The organism is Streptomyces marinisediminis (genome assembly GCF_026262575.1).
Taxonomy (GTDB): Bacteria; Actinomycetota; Actinomycetes; order Streptomycetales; family Streptomycetaceae; genus Streptomyces; species Streptomyces marinisediminis.
The window spans coordinates 111,975-127,781 of record NZ_JAPKFL010000002.1; the positions used below are offsets into that span (position 1 = coordinate 111,975).

A 15,807-nucleotide genomic window follows, 5' to 3' on the forward strand; every position below is an offset into this window, starting at 1 on the left:
CCGGTCACAGCCGACCGGCTCCGGCGCACCCATGCATGGAGGACGTGACGTGGCGAACGACGCCAGCACCGTTTTCGACCTAGTGATCCTCGGCGGCGGTAGCGGCGGTTACGCCGCTGCCCTGCGCGCCTCGCAGCTTGGTCTGGACGTTGCCCTGATCGAGAAGGACAAGGTCGGCGGAACCTGCCTGCACTACGGTTGCATCCCCACGAAGGCCCTGCTGCACGCCGGCGAGCTGGCCGACCAGGCGCGCGAAGGCGCCGAGTTCGGTGTCAAGACCACGCTCGAGGGCATCGACATGGCGGGCGTGCACAAGTACAAGGACGGCGTGGTCTCGGGTCTGTACAAGGGCCTGCAGGGGCTGATCGCCTCGCGCAAGATCACTTACGTGGAGGGCGAGGGCCGCCTGTCCTCGGCCACGTCGGTGGACGTGAACGGCCGGCGCTACGAGGGCCGGCACATCCTGCTGGCCACCGGCTCGGTGCCGAAGTCCCTGCCGGGGCTGACCATCGACGGCGACCGGATCATCTCCTCGGACCACGCGCTCACCCTCGACCGGGTGCCGAAGTCCGCGATCATCCTGGGCGGCGGCGTCATCGGCTGCGAGTTCGCCTCCGCGTGGAAGTCCTTCGGCACCGAGGTCACCATCGTCGAGGGCCTGCCCCACCTGGTGCCGCTGGAGGACGAGAACAGCTCCAAGCTGCTGGAGCGGGCGTTCCGCAAGCGCGGCATCAAGTTCTCCCTCGGTTCCTTCTTCGAGAAGGCCGAGTACACCGACGGCGGTGTCAAGGTCAGCCTCGCCAACGGCAAGGAGTTCGAGGCCGAGCTGCTGCTCGTCGCCATCGGCCGCGGCCCGGTCTCGCAGGGCCTGGGCTACGAGGAGGCCGGCGTCGAGATGGACCGCGGCTACGTCCTCACCGACGAGTACTGCCAGACCAACGTGCCGACGATCTCCGCCGTCGGCGACCTCATCCCCACGCTGCAGCTCGCGCACGTCGGCTTCGCCGAGGGCATCCTCGTCGCGGAGCGGCTGGCCGGGCAGAAGGTCGTGCCGATCGACTACGACGGCGTGCCGCGCGTCACCTACAGCCACCCGGAGGTCGCCTCCGTCGGCCTCACCGAAGAGAAGGCCAAGGAGCGGTACGGCGCGGACGCCGTCGTGACGCTCAAGTACAACCTGGGTGGCAACGGCCGGAGCAAGATCCTCAAGACGCAGGGCGAGATCAAGCTGGTCCAGGTGCGCGACGGTGCCGTGGTCGGCGTGCACATGGTCGGCGACCGGATGGGTGAGCAGGTCGGGGAGGCCCAGCTCATCTACAACTGGGAGGCCCTGCCCGCCGAGGTCGCGCAGCTCGTCCACGCCCACCCCACGCAGAACGAGGCTCTCGGCGAGGCGCACCTGGCGCTGGCCGGCAAGCCGCTGCACTCCCACGACTGATCGCGTCGGGCGCGACCCCATCCGTACGTTTCGTAAGGAGCAACCGAAACCATGGCGGTTTCCGTAACCCTGCCGGCGCTTGGCGAGAGCGTCACCGAGGGCACCGTCACCCGCTGGCTCAAGGCCGAGGGTGACACTGTCGAGGCCGACGAGCCCCTGCTCGAAGTCTCCACTGACAAGGTCGACACCGAGATCCCCGCCCCGGCGGCCGGTGTCCTGGCCTCCATCAAGGTCGCCGAGGACGAGACGGTGGAGGTCGGCGCCGAGCTGGCCGTCATCGACGACGGCTCCGGTGGCGGCGAGCCCGCCCCGGCGGCCCAGGAGCAGCCGCAGCGGGCCGAGCCGGAGCAGGCCCAGCCCGAGCCGCAGCAGCAGGCCCAGCCGGAGCCGCAGCAGGCCGCGCAGCCCGAGCCGGAGCCCGAGCCGCAGGCCGCCCCGGCCTCCGCCGGCGGTTCGGCCTCCGGTACCGACGTCGTGCTGCCCGCGCTGGGCGAGTCGGTCACCGAGGGCACCGTCACCCGCTGGCTGAAGCAGGTCGGCGACGAGGTCGAGGCCGACGAGCCGCTGCTGGAGGTCTCCACCGACAAGGTCGACACCGAGATCCCGGCCCCGGCGGCGGGGACGCTGCTGGAGATCCTGGTCGGCGAGGACGAGTCGGCCGAGGTCGGCGCGAAGCTGGCCGTGATCGGCGAGCAGGGCGCGGCGCCGGCCGCACAGCCCGAGCCGCAGCAGCCGGAGCCGGCCGCGCAGCCGCAGGCCGAGGCCCAGCCGGAGCCGCAGCCGCAGCCGGAGCCCCAGCCCGAGCCCGCGCGCGAGGCCCCCGAGCCGCAGCCCGCCCCGACGCCGTCCCCGGCGCCGGCCGCGCAGCAGCCGGCCGCCGCCCCGGCGCAGCCCGCTCCGGCCCCCGCCCAGCCGCGGCAGCCGGCTCCGGCCGCGCCCGCCCCGGCGGGCGGTGAGGGCGCCTACGTCACCCCGCTGGTCCGCAAGCTCGCGGGCGAGAACGACGTGGACCTGTCCACGGTCAAGGGCACCGGCGTCGGCGGCCGCATCCGCAAGCAGGACGTGCTGGCGGCGGCCGAGGCCGCCAAGGCACCGGCACCGGCCGCGTCGGCGCCGTCCGCCCCGAAGGCGCAGGCGGCCCAGCCGTCCGAGCTGCGCGGGCAGACGGTGAAGATGTCCCGCATCCGCAAGGTCATCGCCGAGAACATGATGAAGGCGCTGCACAACCAGGCGCAGCTCTCCACCGTGGTCGAGGTCGACGTCACGCGGATCATGCGGCTGCGGGCGCGGGCGAAGGAGTCCTTCCTCGCGCGGGAGGGCGTGAAGCTCTCCCCGATGCCGTTCTTCGTCAAGGCCGCCGCCGAGGCGCTGAAGGTCCACCCGGCCGTCAACGCCAAGATCAACGACGACGGCACCGTGACCTACCACGACGTCGAGAACGTCGGCATCGCGGTGGACTCGGAGAAGGGCCTGATGGTCCCGGTCATCAAGGGCGCCGGCGACCTGAGCCTGGCGGGCATCGCCAAGCGCACCGCCGAGCTGGCGGGCAAGGTGCGCGGCGGCGGGCTCAGCCCCGACGACATGTCCGGCGGCACGTTCACGATCAGCAACACCGGTTCGCGCGGTGCGCTGTTCGACACGATCATCGTGAACTACCCGCAGGTCGCCGAGTTGGGCATCGGTGCCACCGTGCGCCGCCCGGTCGTCGTCGACCACCCGGAGCTGGGCGAGACCATCGCGATCCGCGACATGGCCTACCTCACCCTCTCCTACGACCACCAGCTCGTCGACGGTGCCGACGCCGCCCGCTACCTCGCGGACGTCAAGGCCCGTCTGGAGGCGGGCGAGTTCGAGGGCGAACTCGGTCTCTGACCGCCCCCGGTCACCCCGGCGGTGCCCCGCCCCGGCCCACGCCGGAGCGGGGCACCGCCGCGTCCGGGACCGTGCGGCGTAAGGCGGCGGTCGGCGCGGCGCCGGACGGGGGCGGGGCTGGGCGGCGCGGGACGCGGCGGCATCGGCCCGGTGCGGGTGCGGGGCCGATCTGAGTACCCGTACTCATGGCGCACCGGCCCCGGACGCGGCAGGATGCCGCGGTGGCCTTCGTACGGCCACCGCGCGGCGTCCCCACCGCCGTGCCGGCTGCGGCCCGGCCTAGAGTGGTGACGCCTCGCGACGGCAGCATCCACGGACGGGGGAGACGGTATGGCGCCTGACGCGTTGCCACAGGCCTGGCAACAGCTCCTGGCCCTGGCGGAACGGCCGGCGGACGGGTCGGCGGGCGACGGCGCGTCCCCGCCCGCCGGGGACGGGTCGGCGGTGCTGTCCCTGGCCTCGACGGAGGGCGGTGCCCCCCGGGGCGGCAAGCTCCGGCACAGTGCGGGTCCGTGGACGTCGGCGGCCGGCACGGCCGAGCGCCTGCGGGACAGCATGGGCAGCGCCAAGTCCACGCTGGAGACCTCGCACCAGGGCGTGGCGGCCGAGGGCGCGGGGCTGGCCAGCGTGGTCGAGCTGGACGGCGTGCGCTCCACCTGGGAGGCGCGGCTGGAGGACGCCCGCGAGGAGTGCGACAGCCTCGTCGGCAAGCTCGGTTCGGTGGCCAAGGAGCACGGCGAGAACGAGTCGGCGACCACCGCCACGTTCCAGGGCACCCGGCCGGACGGCGGCCGCTGAGCCATGACCAGCGCGCTGACATGGCAGGAACTGCGGGACCTCAACCTGTCCGGGCTCGAGGACGCCGCTGACGGCTGGGCCGAGGTCCGCAACCGGGCCGACGCCGCCCGCGACGACGTCGACCACCGGATGACGGCCCGGCTGCGCGACTCCCAGGAGGGCGAGGCCGAGCAGGCGGCCGTCAAACGGCTGCAGCGGCTCAGCGAGAACTTCCAGTACGTCTACGTGGAGTGCGGCCTGGCCAGCACGGCGCTGGACGGCCTGGCCAACGAGCTGCGGCCCCACCAGCGGGCGGTGACCGAAGCCGTCGAGGACGCGACCGCACTGAAGTTCACCGTGCACGCCGACGGCTCGGTCAGCTACCCGGCGGCCGGCGAGAAGCCCGACGGCACCACCGCGGCGGGCGGCACCGTGGAGGGCCACGGCGGCTGGTGGGACGGCATCGTCGACTGGCCCGCCCAGGCGCTGGACCCCAACCCCAACCGGGCCAAGGCGCAGGACATCGCCGACCGCATCGGGCGGGCCGTGCGGGCGGCCCGCGAGGTCGACAGCAGCTACGCGGAGGCGATCGGCCGGCTCAAGACCAAACCCGGCCTCGAGGTCACCGACGCCATGTGGACCGACGCCTACCGCGACTCCGGCGCCACCCGGGAGGCCGCCGAGGGCTACCTCGACCTCGGCGACGTCCCCACCGAGCTCGCCCCGGCCGACCGCAAGCGCTGGTGGGACGGGCTCAGCGAGGACGAGCGGCAGCAGTACCTCACCCTCTACCCCGACGCGATCGGCAACCTCGACGGCATCCCCGCCACCGCCCGCGACGAGGCCAACCGCACCTACCTGCCCCTGCTCATGGGCAAACTGGAGACCGTCGACACCGAGGAGGCCCGCAACCAGCTCGCGGGCCTGGAGGTCATCGACCACAAGCTCCGCGAAGGCAGCCACCCGCCCATGTACCTCCTGGGCGTCGACGACGAGGGCAACGGCCGCGCCATCGTCAGCTACGGCAACCCCGACACCTCCCGCAACGTCTCCGCCTACGTCCCGGGGCTCGGCACCTCCTTGGACGAGGCGTTCGCACGCAACGACCTCAAGCGCGCCCAGGACACCGCCCTCGCCGCACGCATGTACGACCCGTCCAGCGCCTCGATCGTCTGGCTCGGCTACGACGCGCCGCAGTTGCCGGCCAGCGAGATCCTCGACAACGCCGACGTCATGAGCAAGGACCACGCGGCGGCCGGTGCCCCGGCCTACAACGCCTTCATGGACGGCCTGAGCGCCACCAACGAGCACGCCGACCCGCACATCACCGCGATCGGCCACTCCTACGGCTCCCTGACCGTGGGTCTGGCGGCCCAGGAGCGGGGCGGAATCCCCGGAGCGGACGACATCATCCTGGTCGGCAGCCCGGGCGTGGACGCCGGCAACGCCTCCGAGCTCGGCGTTGGCAAGGAGCACGTCTACGTCGGGGCCGCGGAGAACGACCCCGTGACGAAGCTGCCGTCCAAGAGCGAGGTGGCCGGCGGGGCCGGAGGGCTGATCTTCGGGCCGCTCGGCGGGTACGTCGGGTATGAACTGGCCGACATCGGGGACGACGACATCTGGTTCGGCAAGGACCCGGCGAGCGAGGCGTTCGACGCCAACCGGTTCCGCGTCGACGACGGCCCACGGCCGTTCCTCGACGGCGAGGGCGCGACCCCGGCGCACTCGAACTACTTCGATCCCGAAAAGGACCCGGAGTCCACCCAGAACATCGGGGCGATCGTGGCCAACCGCCCTGACCTGATCACCACGGAGTCCCCCCGATGAAGTTGCGCACCGCGGCCGTCGCACTGGCGGTACTGGCCGTCTCCGGGTGTGGCTCGAACAGCCAGGCACAACCGACGGAGAAGCAGTCCACCATGAACATGCAGGAAGCCGCCGAGCAGGCGGACGACATCGTCCTCGGCACCTGGAACGCCGTCCGACCACCTGTCGAGTGGAGCCATCGGGAGTCCACCGAGGGCGCGTGCACGGACGCCACGAACGATCTGACCGGGACTGGTTCGGTCACCCGGCGCGCCGCCGTGCTGACGATCGTCTCCGGGGAGCGGCGTGGCAACCTGCTGGGCGTCGTGGAGCGGCACTGGAAGAACAGCGGCTACGAGATCACCAGTGTGCGAGACCACAAGGAGAACCCGGCCATTTTCGCGTCCACCCCGGAGGATTTCCGTTTGTCCCTGGTCGTCGGCTACCAGGGACAGGTGTTCCTCGACGTCGTCACGCCCTGTGTGGAGGAATCGGAGGTCGCTCCTCCGGCGACGGAGGCGAACGGCGGCGACGGCAAGGGCGGAGACGTTCCGCTGCCCGACCGCGAGTCCGCGTTCTGGTCCGCGACGTCGACCGGTTGAGGGACACGCGAGCGGAGCCACACCCTCGTCGTACCGCTCCTTCTCCTGTCCCTGGCCGCCTGCGGCACCGCTCCGGTCCGGGACCGGGTCCCGTCGGCACCGACCATGCGGGAGGCCACGACACACTCGGAGCGCTCCGGCCCGCAGTCGAGTGGGTGGAGGGGAAGAGCACGCGTCAGGCGTGCACGGACTGGAAGAACCAGGAGACGGGGACCGGAGCAGTCTCCCGCCGCCGCGCCATGGTGACCGTGGTGTCGGAGCAGCGCCGCGCGCGCTTCCTGGAAACGTGGCACGCCACTGGACGGGGCACGGTTACGAGATCGTCGCCGTGCGGGAGCACCCGGAGAACCCGGCCGTTTACGCGGAGACTCCCGAAGGCTTCGGCATCAGACTGCCGTTCGGGGCCGCGGGCCAGGCCTTCTTGAAGGCTTCCACTCCCTGTGCCGGGGAGTCCGACGTGCCGCGGCCCGAGAAGCCCGGGGGGCGGGCGCCGCTGCCGCACGTGGAATCGGGGTTCTGGTCGGCGGCGGCGGGTTAGGGGCGGGGCTCAGACGCTCGGTCCGGCTGCGGTGGTGAAGGCGATCCACCGGTCGGGGGGCAGCTCCGGCCGTCCGGGCACGGCCCGGGGTTCCTCCGTCCACGCGGCACCGGCCATCGTGGTGGCGACGCGGCGCCAGAAGCGCACGGCGGCCGTGTTGCTCTCCTGGAAGGCGATCTCCCAGCGGCCCGGGTGCCGGGTGATCACCTGCTGTGCGGCCCGCAGCCCGATCCCGGTCCGCCGGGCGCCGCTGACGATGAAGAAGCTGTTCAGCACGTACGGGGAGGCGTGCAGGTTGCGCACGAAGGCGAGGCCGACGGGACGGTCGGCACGGCGCAGCAGGTAGGGGGCCCAGTCGGGGCCGGAGAAGGCGGCGTCGAGGCGATCGGTGCGGAAGGTGCCGTCCGGGTTCGGCAGCGCGCCGGAGAGGCCGGACAGGTCGTGGTGGAACATCAGCCAGAGGCGTTCCAGCACCGGGCGGTCGGCGGCGTCGGCGAGGCGCACGGAGACGTCGGGCATGGGTTTCCCTTCGCGGTCGGGGGCCGGAGCCCGGAGGGGACAAGCCGGCGGTCTCCCGGCCCTGCGCCGGGCTCCGAGGTCGGCCCGCGGGGGCGTGCGGGGCGGCCGCGTCCGTGCCGGGGCGGCCCGGCGCTCCCCGGCACCGAGGCGGAGCTCGGCCGGGGGTGTCGGCTGGCCCGCAACATAGCAGGCACCCGAACGGGGCAATGGGTCCTGTCCCGCACCGCCTCACCCGTACCGGTGAGCGCGGTGACACCGGCACGCTCGTCGTCGGCGTCCGCTCCCGACCCGGGGGCCGGGAGGCGCGGGACGGGCGGCGCACGACGCGCGCCTGCGGTGGCGGCCGTCCGGCACGCGGGCGGGGCGGGTGCCCGGCTCCCGCCCGTGACGCACACGGCGCCGGGCTCGACCGGGCGGCCGGGGCGGCCCGCCCGCCCGCGGGGTGCTCCGGAACCGGAGCGCTGCGGTCGGCCGGGGCGCGGTCGGCGGGATACGGAGCGCGCCGGGCGCCGCTCGGGGCGGCTGCCCGGCGGGAGCGGGGCAGCCGGGTGCGTCCCGGCCCGCCCGCCGGGACGGCGCCCCGCGCACGGTCGGCGCGGCGGGGTGGCGTCCCGGCGGACGGGCGGCCGAATTCGCGTGCGGGCCGGGGCGGCCGGGTTCTAGGGTCGTCGGCATGGACGTGCGTGAGGAGCGGGTGGGGGACGCCGACGGTGTGCGGGAGGTGAACCTGCGGGCGTTCGGGGACCACGGGGTGGTCGTCGCGGCGCTGGTGGAGTCGTTGCGCGAGAGCGTGGCGGCCGGGCACGGGCTGTCGCTCGTCGCGGAGGAGCGGGGGCGGGTGGTGGGGCACGTGATGTTCACCCAGAGCCTGCTGGACGCGCCGCGCCGGCTCGTCGACGTCCAGGTGCTCAGCCCGCTGGCGGTGCTCCCCGAGCGGTGGAGGCGCGGGGTGGGCCGGGCCCTGGTGCGCACGGGGCTGGAGCGGATGGCCGCGCGGGGTGTGCCGCTGGTGTTCCTGGAGGGCGATCCCCGGTACTACGCGCGCCTCGGTTTCGAGCCCGGTGGCGAGCACGGGTTCCGCAAGCCGTCGCTGCGGATACCGGACGCGGCGTTCCAGGTCGTGCGGCTCCCCGCGCACGAGCCGTGGATGACGGGCACGCTCGTCTACCCGCAGCCGTTCTGGCGGCACGACGCGGTGGGTCTGCGCGACCCGGAGGCGTGAGGGGGCGCGGGGGGCGCCGGGCCGGTCCGGACGGTCGCCGGGGCCGGGTCAGCCCGCGACGAGCGCGACGGAGGCGGTGACGCCGACGACGATGATCACGACGCGCAGCACGGCCGGGGGCAGGCGGCGGCCCACCCGGGCGCCGAGGAAGCCGCCGAGGGTGGCCCCGGCGGCGACGGCTCCGGCGGCGGCCCAGTCCACGTGCGTGACGGCGATGAAGACGACGGCGGCCACCCCGTTGACGATGGCGGCCAGCACGTTCTTGACGGCGTTGAGCCGTTGCAGGTCGTCCCGGAGGAAGCTGCCGAACAGGCCCATCAGCAGCACGCCCTGCGCGGCCCCGAAGTACCCGCCGTACACGCCGGTGCCGAGGACGCCGAGCCACATGGGCAGCCCGCCGTCCCTGCCGTCGTCGACCGGACGGCGGCGCTTGACCCAGCGGTTGAGCCGCGGTTGCAGGAGGACCAGGACGCACGCGCTGAGGATGAGCACGGGGACGACGGCGGTGAACGTCTCCGGGGGCAGCGTCAGCAGCAGCAGCGCCCCGGCGAAGCCGCCCAGCAGCGAGCCGAGGCCGAAGCGCAGGATGCGCCGGCGCTGCCCGCGCAGCTCCCGCCGGTAGCCGTAGGCGGCGCCGAGGACACCGGGGACGAGGCCGACGTTGTTGGAGACGTTCGCCAGCACGGGCGGGTAGCCGAAGGCCAGGAGGGTGGGGAAGGTGATGAGCGTGCCCGAACCGACGACGGCGTTGATGCCGCCAGCGGCGACCCCGGCCGCGCCGATGGCCAGGAGTTCCAGTCCCTGCGCCGCCATCGTCAGCTCCCCTCGCCGGGCCGCGGCCCCGGGCGGAAGTGGGTGGTGGGGTCCGGCGTGCCCCTGGTGTCGGTGGCGTGGCCGGGCGTCGCGCCGGACTCCGTCCGGCCCGTGGCGCGGTGGCACTCCACGGCGGCGCTGACGGGCCGGGCGCCGGGCACGAGCGGGGTGAGGCCCGCGTCGGCGGCGCCGCGTCCGCCGGCGGCGAGCAGGGCCCGCACCACGCCCGGGTCGCGCGCGGCGCGGTGCGCCAGGAGCTCCGCCCCGTCCGCGTGGTGCCGCCCGCCTGGCATCGGCGCGGGCGGGCGGGCGAGCGTGCCGGTGAGGCGGCCGTCGGTCCGGGCGGCCCGCGGCGGCGCCTGCCCGGCGGCCGCCGGGGAGAGCCACCGGGCCCGGGCGCGGACGGGGCGCGCGAGGGGGCCGGGGGAGTCACCGCCGGCGACGGCACCGGCGGACGGCTCGGCCAGGGCGTCGGCCGCACGGAGCCGGTCCGCGGCGGGCAGCGCGGTCATCTCGGGCACGGTGCGACCCTACGGGACGCCCTCACCCGTGCGGCCCGCGGCCCGGGGCGGCGGCGCCCAGCGGTCCGGACGGCGGCACCGAGTGGGGTGACCGGTGAGTAGCGTGAGGGCGCGGCGCCGTATTGTCGAAGGCGACAGTTAGGAGCGCCCATGGCACCGCCCGTCGTCCACTCGCTGCGCGAGCAGATCCGCGAACACCTCGTGGAGGGGATCGTCAGCGGCCGGTGGAAGCCGGGTGAGCGGATCGTGGAGCGGCGCATCGCCGTGGAGCTCCACGTCAGCCAGACGCCGGTACGCGAGGCGCTGCGCGAGCTGGAGACGCTGCGGCTGATCGAGTCGGCGCCGAACAAGGGCGTGCGGGTGCGCGCCCTGTCGGCGGCCGACCTGGAGGAGATCTACCCGGTGCGCGCGGGCCTGGAGCAGATGGCGGCGGAGCTGGCCGCCCCGCGCCTGGCCGCCGACGTCACGGTGCTGGAGCCGCACGTGGCGGCGCTGTACGAGGCGGACCGCGCCGGGGACGGCGAGGCGCAGGTGCGGCACACCGTGGCCTTCCACCGGGAGCTGGTCCGCGCGTCCGGCAACAGCGTGCTGCTGCACACCTGGGAGTCGCTGGGCATCGAGGTGTGGACGGCGCTGTCGATCCGGTGGCTGGGCACGGTGCAGCAGTCGTACGCCGAGGAGCACGAGGCGGTGGTGGCGGCGTTCCGGCGTTCCGACCCGGACGTGGCCAAGCTGGTGAAGGAGCACGTGCTGGGCTGCGCCCCGGCCCCGAGGGAGTGACGCGGCCCCGACCGCGCCGCCCCGGCGCGTGCCGCCGGACCCCGGGCGGTCGGCCTCGTCCCCGCCGCCCCGTGCGGCTCCGGCAGCGTGCTCCCGGAGCCGGTGCCTGCCGCCTCCGCCGCGCTCGCCCCGGGTTCGCTTCCCGGACCCCCAGGCTCGCGGCTCGCAGAGGCGGGCGCCGTGCCCTGGGCGCCGTGCCCTGGGCGCCCCGTGTCGTCGGTGCCGTGCCCTGAGCGCCGAACACGGCACGGCGTGACAGGTTTCGTGGCACAGAATGCCGATTTTGGCTCGTGGAAGCGGATTTTCCCGTAGGCCGCTTTGATCGATCATCGATCGAGGCTTATGGTCATCGGCGCGGGCTCACCCCTGTCCTGCCCGCACCCCCCGCACCACCCCACCGTCCCCATCCCGGAAGGCGGCCAGATGACCGACTCCACCCTGCCGAGCGAGCTGGACCAGCTCCCGGACCGTGACCCGCAGGAGACCGCCGAGTGGCGCGAGTCCCTGGACGCGGTCGCCGACGCGGCCGGACCGCGGCGCGCCGCCTACCTCGTGCGCCGCACCGTCGAGCACGCGCGCACCAGCGGGCTCGCCGTCCCGGGGCTGCTGGAGACGGAGTACGTCAACACCATCCCGACGGCCGCCGAGCCCGAGCTGCCCGGCGACCCGGAGATGGAGCGCCGCATCACCGCGTGGAACCGGTGGAACGCCGCCGCGATGGTGACCCGGGGCAGCCGCTACGGCGTCGGCGGCCACATCGCCACCTACGCCTCGGCGGCCTGGCTCTACGAGATCGGCTTCCAGCACTTCTTCCGCGGCAAGGAGGACCCGCGGCGGCACGGCTCCGGCGACCAGCTCTACATCCAGGGCCACGCCTCCCCCGGCATCTACGCCCGCGCCTTCCTGGAGGGGCGGCTCACCGAGGAGAACCTCGACCACTTCCGTCAGGAGGCGGGCGGCAAGGGCGTACCGTCCTACCCGCACCCCCGCCGCCTGCCGTGGCTGTGGGAGTTCCCCACCGTGTCGATGGGCCTGGGCCCGCTGTCGGCGATCTACCAGGCGCGCTTCAACCGCTACCTGAGCAACCGCGGGATCAAGGACACCTCCACCAGCCACGTGTGGGCGTTCCTGGGCGACGGCGAGATGGACGAGCCGGAGTCGACCGCCGCCCTGGCGCTCGCCGCCCGGGAGCGACTCGACAACCTCACCTTCGTCGTCAACTGCAACCTCCAGCGCCTGGACGGCCCGGTGCGCGCCAACTTCAAGATCGTGCAGGAGCTGGAGGCGCAGTTCCGCGCGGCCGGCTGGCACGTGGTGAAGTCGCTGTGGGGCACCGCCTGGGACGAGCTGATCCAGCTCGACACCACCGGCGCGCTGCTGCGCCGCCTGCGCGACGTGCCCGACGCCCAGTTCCAGACGTACGCCACCCGCGACGCCGCCTACATCCGCGAGCACTTCTTCGGCGCGGATCCGGCCCTGGCGGAACTGGCGAAGCTGCTCACCGACGACAAGATCACCGAGTGCTTCCACACCTCGCGCGCCGGTCACGAGCCGCGCAAGGTGTACGCGGCGTACCAGGCGGCCGTCGAACACCGGGGCGCGCCGACGGTGATCCTGGCGCAGACGGTCAAGGGCTGGACGCTGGGCCCGGGCTTCGAGTCGCGCAACGCCAACCACCAGATGAAGAAGCTCTCCGGCAAGGAGTTCCGCGCCATGCGGGACCTGCTGGAGCTGCCCATCCCGGACGCCGAGCTGGACGACGAGCTGGTCCCCTACGCCCACCCGGGCGCCGACTCCCCCGAGGTGCGCTACCTCAGGGAGCGCCGCGCGGAGCTGGGCGGCCCCGCCCCGGCGCGCACGGTGCACCCCGTCGCGCTGCCGGAGCCCGCGGAGCGGCCGTTCGCGGCGATGGCCAAGGGGAGCGGCAGCCAGGCGGTGGCCACCACCATGGCCTTCGTGCGGCTGGTGAAGGACCTGATGCGGGACAAGGAGACCGGCAAGCGCTGGGTCCCGATCGTCCCGGACGAGGCGCGCACGTTCGGCATGGAGGCGCTGTTCCCCTCCGCGGGCATCTACTCGCCGCTGGGCCAGACCTACGACCCGGTCGACCGCGACCAGCTCATGTACTACAAGGAGGCCAAGGACGGGCAGATCCTCAACGAGGGGATCACCGAGGCCGGCGCGATGGCGGACTTCACCGCCGCCGCGACGTCGTACGCCACGCACGGCGAGCCGATGATCCCGTTCTACATCTTCTACTCGATGTTCGGCTGGCAGCGCACCGCCGACCAGTTCTGGGCGCTGGCCGACCAGCTCGGCCGGGGCTTCGTCGTGGGTGCCACGGCCGGCCGCACGACGCTGACGGGCGAGGGCCTCCAGCACGCCGACGGGCACTCGCCGCTGATCGCCGCGACGAACCCGGCCGCGCTCTCCTACGACCCGGCCTTCGCGTACGAGATCGGCGTGATCGTGAAGGACGGTCTGCGCCGGATGTACGGGGAGGACCCGGAGGACGTCTTCTACTACCTGACGGTCTACAACGAGCCCATGCCGCAGCCCGCGATGCCCGAGGGCGTCGAGGAGGGCATCGTCAAGGGGCTGTACCGGTTCAGCCAGGGCGAGGCGGCGGACGCGCAGGCGCCGCGCATCCAGCTCCTGGCCTCGGGCACCGCGATCCACTGGGTGCTCCAGGCCCAGCGGCTGCTGGCCGAGCAGTGGGGCGTCGCGGCGGACGTGTGGTCGGCGACGTCGTGGGGCGAGCTGCGCCGCGACGCGCTGGAGTGCGAGGCGGCCGCGCTGCGCGGCGAGGACCGGGTGCCGTACGTGACGCGCGTGCTGAAGGACGCGCCGGGCCCGGTACTGGCGGTCAGCGACTGGATGCGGCAGGTGCCGGACCAGATCAGCCAGTGGGTGCCGCAGGACTACTCCTCGCTGGGCACCGACGGGTTCGGCCTGTCCGACACCCGGGAGAACGCCCGCCGCCACTTCGGGGTGGACGCCGAGTCGATCGCCGTCTCCGCGCTGGCCCAGCTCGCCCGGCGCGGTGAGGTCAAGCAGGAGACCGTCCGTCAGGCCGCCGAGCGGTACGGCCTGGCCTGACGGCCCGTCGGGCGACACGGAGGGGCGGGGCCCGGCTGCCGAGCCGGGCCCCGCCCCTCCGTGTGCGTGCGGCCGTCGCCCGCGGGGTCCCGTCCCCGTGTCCGGGGCCCCGGGGGCGTCAGAGCGAGTGGCTCTCCGGGGACTCCGGCGGCTCCGCCACCTCGGGGTGGGCGCGCAGCCGCAGCACGGCCAGGAGCAGGCCGCCCCACACCACGACGATCGACACGATCAGCATCACGACGGCGCTGACTGACATCACTTGCTCCTCTGGTCATCGCTGTGGGCGGCCACGGGGGTGTCCTCGCGGCGCCAGGGGATGAGGGCCAGGAGGATGCCGACGAGCAGTGCGGCCCCGGCCACGCCCCAGCCCGCCCACAGCAGGAAGCTGGTCGGGTAGCCCTCGTAGTTCTCGCCCAGCTCCTGGGTGAGCGCGTCGATGAGCATCAGCCCCAGCACGAGGGGGGTGACGACGCCCAGGCACACCCGCCACCAGCGGCCCAGCCGGACCGCCGAGGTGGCGTCGGCGTCGCCCTGGAGCATCGGCAGCTTGCGCAGGATCCAGGCGACGAAGACGACGGCGACCAGCGCGGCCAGCGCGATGCCGTAGCGGTTGATGAACCGGTCGGCGGCGTCCAGCAGGTACAGCCCGCCCTCGGTCGGGTAGAGCAGCACGGACGCCAGCGCGACCAGGCCGCCCACCATCAGCACGGCCGGGACGCGGGCCATGCGCAGCCGGTCCTGCACGGCGGAGACGATGACCTGCACGATGCTGATGAGCGAGGTCAGACCCGCGATGACCAGCGAACCGAAGAACAGCACGCCGAAGAAGCCGCCCCAGGGCATCTCGGAGATGATGGTCGGGAAGGCGACGAAGGCGAGGCCGAGGCCGCCCTCGGTGTCGAACACCGCGCCGCCGCTGCCGGCCGCGAGGAAGCCGAGCGTGGCGAAGACGCCGATGCCGGCGAGGATCTCGAAGGAGCTGTTGGCGAAGCCCGCGACCAGCGCGGAACCGGTGAGGTCGGAGCGGCGGCCCAGGTAGGAGGCGTACGTGATCATGATGCCGAAGCCGACGGACAGCGAGAAGAAGATCTGCCCGTAGGCGGCGACCCAGACGTTGCCGTCCGTCAGGGCGCCCCAGTCCGGGGTGAAGAAGGCGTCCAGGCCCTGGGCCGCGCCGTCCAGCGTGAGCGCCCGGATGACCAGGACGACGAAGAACGCCACGAGCAGCGGGATGAAGATCTTGTTGGCGGTCTCGATGCCGCGCCGCACGCCCAGGGCGAGGATGACCAGCACGACCACCCACACCGCGAGCAGCGGCCAGAAGACGCCGGGCACGTACCCGCCGATCTCGCCCGGGGTGTCGCCGACCTGGAGGAAGTCGACGAAGAGGAAGCCCTCGGCGTCCCCGCCCCACTCCTGGCCCACCGAGAAGCCCACGTAGCGGACGGCCCAGGCGAGGATCAGCCCGTAGTAGGTGGCGATGACGAAGCAGATCGCCACCTGCCACCAGCCGATGAACTGGGCCGGCTTGCCCAGCCGTCGGAACGACGCGGGGGCCGAGCCCCGATGGCGCCGGCCGATCGTGTATTCCATGATCAGCAGAGGCAGGCCCGCCGTCAGCAGCGCGATGAGGTAGGGCAGCAGGAAGGCGCCCCCGCCGTTGCGGTAGGCCTCGGCCGGGAAGCGCCAGATGTTGCCCAGACCGACCGCCGAACCGATCGCGGCGAGGATGAAGCCCGCCCGGGTACCCCATTGCTCGCGAGGTTGATCGCTCATGGCTCGGACGGTAACAGCGCCCCCGGACATCCGCCTACCCGGCG

General features: G+C 73.7%; 13 protein-coding genes. 8 read left to right on the plus strand and 5 right to left on the minus strand.

Translation table 11 applies throughout. From position 1 onward, the window contains the following. The first annotated feature begins 49 nt into the window (after positions 1–49). From lpdA to OSB71_RS02195, 5 genes are all read left to right on the plus strand, one after another. Positions 50–1,438 (plus strand): dihydrolipoyl dehydrogenase, encoded by a 1,389-nt coding sequence (lpdA, locus tag OSB71_RS02175; RefSeq protein WP_265943548.1) that lies wholly within the window; start codon positions 50–52, stop codon positions 1,436–1,438. 51 nt (positions 1,439–1,489) lie between these two features. Next, a complete protein-coding gene (gene sucB, locus OSB71_RS02180) occupies positions 1,490–3,310 on the plus strand; it encodes a 2-oxoglutarate dehydrogenase, E2 component, dihydrolipoamide succinyltransferase (RefSeq protein WP_265943550.1) in 1,821 nt (606 codons plus the stop codon). A gap of 330 nt (positions 3,311–3,640) precedes the next feature. Then, positions 3,641–4,108 (plus strand): hypothetical protein, encoded by a 468-nt coding sequence (locus tag OSB71_RS02185; RefSeq protein ID WP_265943552.1) that lies wholly within the window; start codon positions 3,641–3,643, stop codon positions 4,106–4,108. Between the two features lie 3 nt (positions 4,109–4,111). Continuing rightward, positions 4,112–5,914 carry an alpha/beta hydrolase gene (locus OSB71_RS02190; protein WP_265943554.1) on the plus strand — a complete coding sequence of 601 codons (1,803 nt, stop codon included), beginning with the start codon at positions 4,112–4,114 and terminating at the stop codon, positions 5,912–5,914. Then, positions 5,911–6,495 (plus strand): hypothetical protein, encoded by a 585-nt coding sequence (locus OSB71_RS02195; RefSeq protein WP_265943555.1) that lies wholly within the window; start codon positions 5,911–5,913, stop codon positions 6,493–6,495. The genes OSB71_RS02190 and OSB71_RS02195 overlap by 4 nt, the downstream gene beginning before the upstream one ends. Before the next feature lie 547 nt (positions 6,496–7,042). Here OSB71_RS02195 and OSB71_RS02200 read toward each other — a convergent pair. Then, the gene (locus OSB71_RS02200) at positions 7,043–7,552 is read right to left on the minus strand and encodes a GNAT family N-acetyltransferase (protein WP_265943556.1); all 510 of its coding nucleotides are present in this window, start codon (positions 7,550–7,552) and stop codon (positions 7,043–7,045) included. Between the two features lie 673 nt (positions 7,553–8,225). Here OSB71_RS02200 and OSB71_RS02205 point away from each other — a divergent pair. Continuing rightward, complete coding sequence (locus OSB71_RS02205) at positions 8,226–8,774, plus strand: GNAT family N-acetyltransferase (protein WP_265943557.1); 549 nt, start codon at positions 8,226–8,228, stop codon at positions 8,772–8,774. A gap of 48 nt (positions 8,775–8,822) precedes the next feature. On the opposite strand, the gene OSB71_RS02210 is transcribed toward OSB71_RS02205, so the two are convergent. Both OSB71_RS02210 and OSB71_RS02215 read right to left on the minus strand, forming a co-directional pair. Then, positions 8,823–9,587: a sulfite exporter TauE/SafE family protein gene (locus OSB71_RS02210; protein WP_265943558.1), complete on the minus strand. Its 765-nt coding sequence runs from the start codon at positions 9,585–9,587 to the stop codon at positions 8,823–8,825. A 2-nt stretch (positions 9,588–9,589) separates the two neighbouring features. After that, positions 9,590–10,108 carry a GNAT family N-acetyltransferase gene (locus tag OSB71_RS02215; RefSeq protein WP_265943559.1) on the minus strand — a complete coding sequence of 173 codons (519 nt, stop codon included), beginning with the start codon at positions 10,106–10,108 and terminating at the stop codon, positions 9,590–9,592. 150 nt (positions 10,109–10,258) lie between these two features. Between OSB71_RS02215 and OSB71_RS02220 the strand changes: the two genes are divergently transcribed. Then, positions 10,259–10,888, plus strand: coding sequence for a GntR family transcriptional regulator (locus OSB71_RS02220; protein WP_265943560.1), 630 nt, complete (start codon positions 10,259–10,261; stop codon positions 10,886–10,888). Between the two features lie 423 nt (positions 10,889–11,311). Further along, positions 11,312–13,987 (plus strand): pyruvate dehydrogenase (acetyl-transferring), homodimeric type, encoded by a 2,676-nt coding sequence (gene aceE, locus OSB71_RS02225; RefSeq protein WP_265943561.1) that lies wholly within the window; start codon positions 11,312–11,314, stop codon positions 13,985–13,987. A gap of 118 nt (positions 13,988–14,105) precedes the next feature. Here aceE and OSB71_RS02230 read toward each other — a convergent pair whose 3' ends face one another. Together OSB71_RS02230 and OSB71_RS02235 are read right to left on the minus strand one after the other, a co-directional pair. Continuing rightward, positions 14,106–14,243, minus strand: a complete 138-nt coding sequence (locus OSB71_RS02230) for a methionine/alanine import family NSS transporter small subunit (RefSeq protein WP_265943562.1) — start codon at positions 14,241–14,243, stop codon at positions 14,106–14,108. Next, positions 14,243–15,763, minus strand: coding sequence for a sodium-dependent transporter (locus OSB71_RS02235; protein WP_265943563.1), 1,521 nt, complete (start codon positions 15,761–15,763; stop codon positions 14,243–14,245). The genes OSB71_RS02230 and OSB71_RS02235 overlap by 1 nt, the downstream gene beginning before the upstream one ends. Between the last annotated feature and the right edge of the window lie 44 nt (positions 15,764–15,807).

Bases quoted from the DNA above. Each gene is read 5' to 3' on its own strand.
- sucB (WP_265943550.1), top strand. From the start codon at position 1,490: ATGGCGGTTTCCGTAACCCTGCCGGCGCTTGGCGAGAGCGTCACCGAG.
- OSB71_RS02185 (WP_265943552.1), top strand. From the start codon at position 3,641: ATGGCGCCTGACGCGTTGCCACAGGCCTGGCAACAGCTCCTGGCCCTG.
- OSB71_RS02190 (WP_265943554.1), top strand. From the start codon at position 4,112: ATGACCAGCGCGCTGACATGGCAGGAACTGCGGGACCTCAACCTGTCC.
- OSB71_RS02195 (WP_265943555.1), top strand. From the start codon at position 5,911: ATGAAGTTGCGCACCGCGGCCGTCGCACTGGCGGTACTGGCCGTCTCC.
- OSB71_RS02200 (WP_265943556.1), bottom strand. From the start codon at position 7,552: ATGCCCGACGTCTCCGTGCGCCTCGCCGACGCCGCCGACCGCCCGGTG.
- OSB71_RS02205 (WP_265943557.1), top strand. From the start codon at position 8,226: ATGGACGTGCGTGAGGAGCGGGTGGGGGACGCCGACGGTGTGCGGGAG.
- OSB71_RS02210 (WP_265943558.1), bottom strand. From the start codon at position 9,587: ATGGCGGCGCAGGGACTGGAACTCCTGGCCATCGGCGCGGCCGGGGTC.
- OSB71_RS02220 (WP_265943560.1), top strand. From the start codon at position 10,259: ATGGCACCGCCCGTCGTCCACTCGCTGCGCGAGCAGATCCGCGAACAC.
- aceE (WP_265943561.1), top strand. From the start codon at position 11,312: ATGACCGACTCCACCCTGCCGAGCGAGCTGGACCAGCTCCCGGACCGT.
- OSB71_RS02230 (WP_265943562.1), bottom strand. From the start codon at position 14,243: ATGTCAGTCAGCGCCGTCGTGATGCTGATCGTGTCGATCGTCGTGGTG.
- OSB71_RS02235 (WP_265943563.1), bottom strand. From the start codon at position 15,763: ATGAGCGATCAACCTCGCGAGCAATGGGGTACCCGGGCGGGCTTCATC.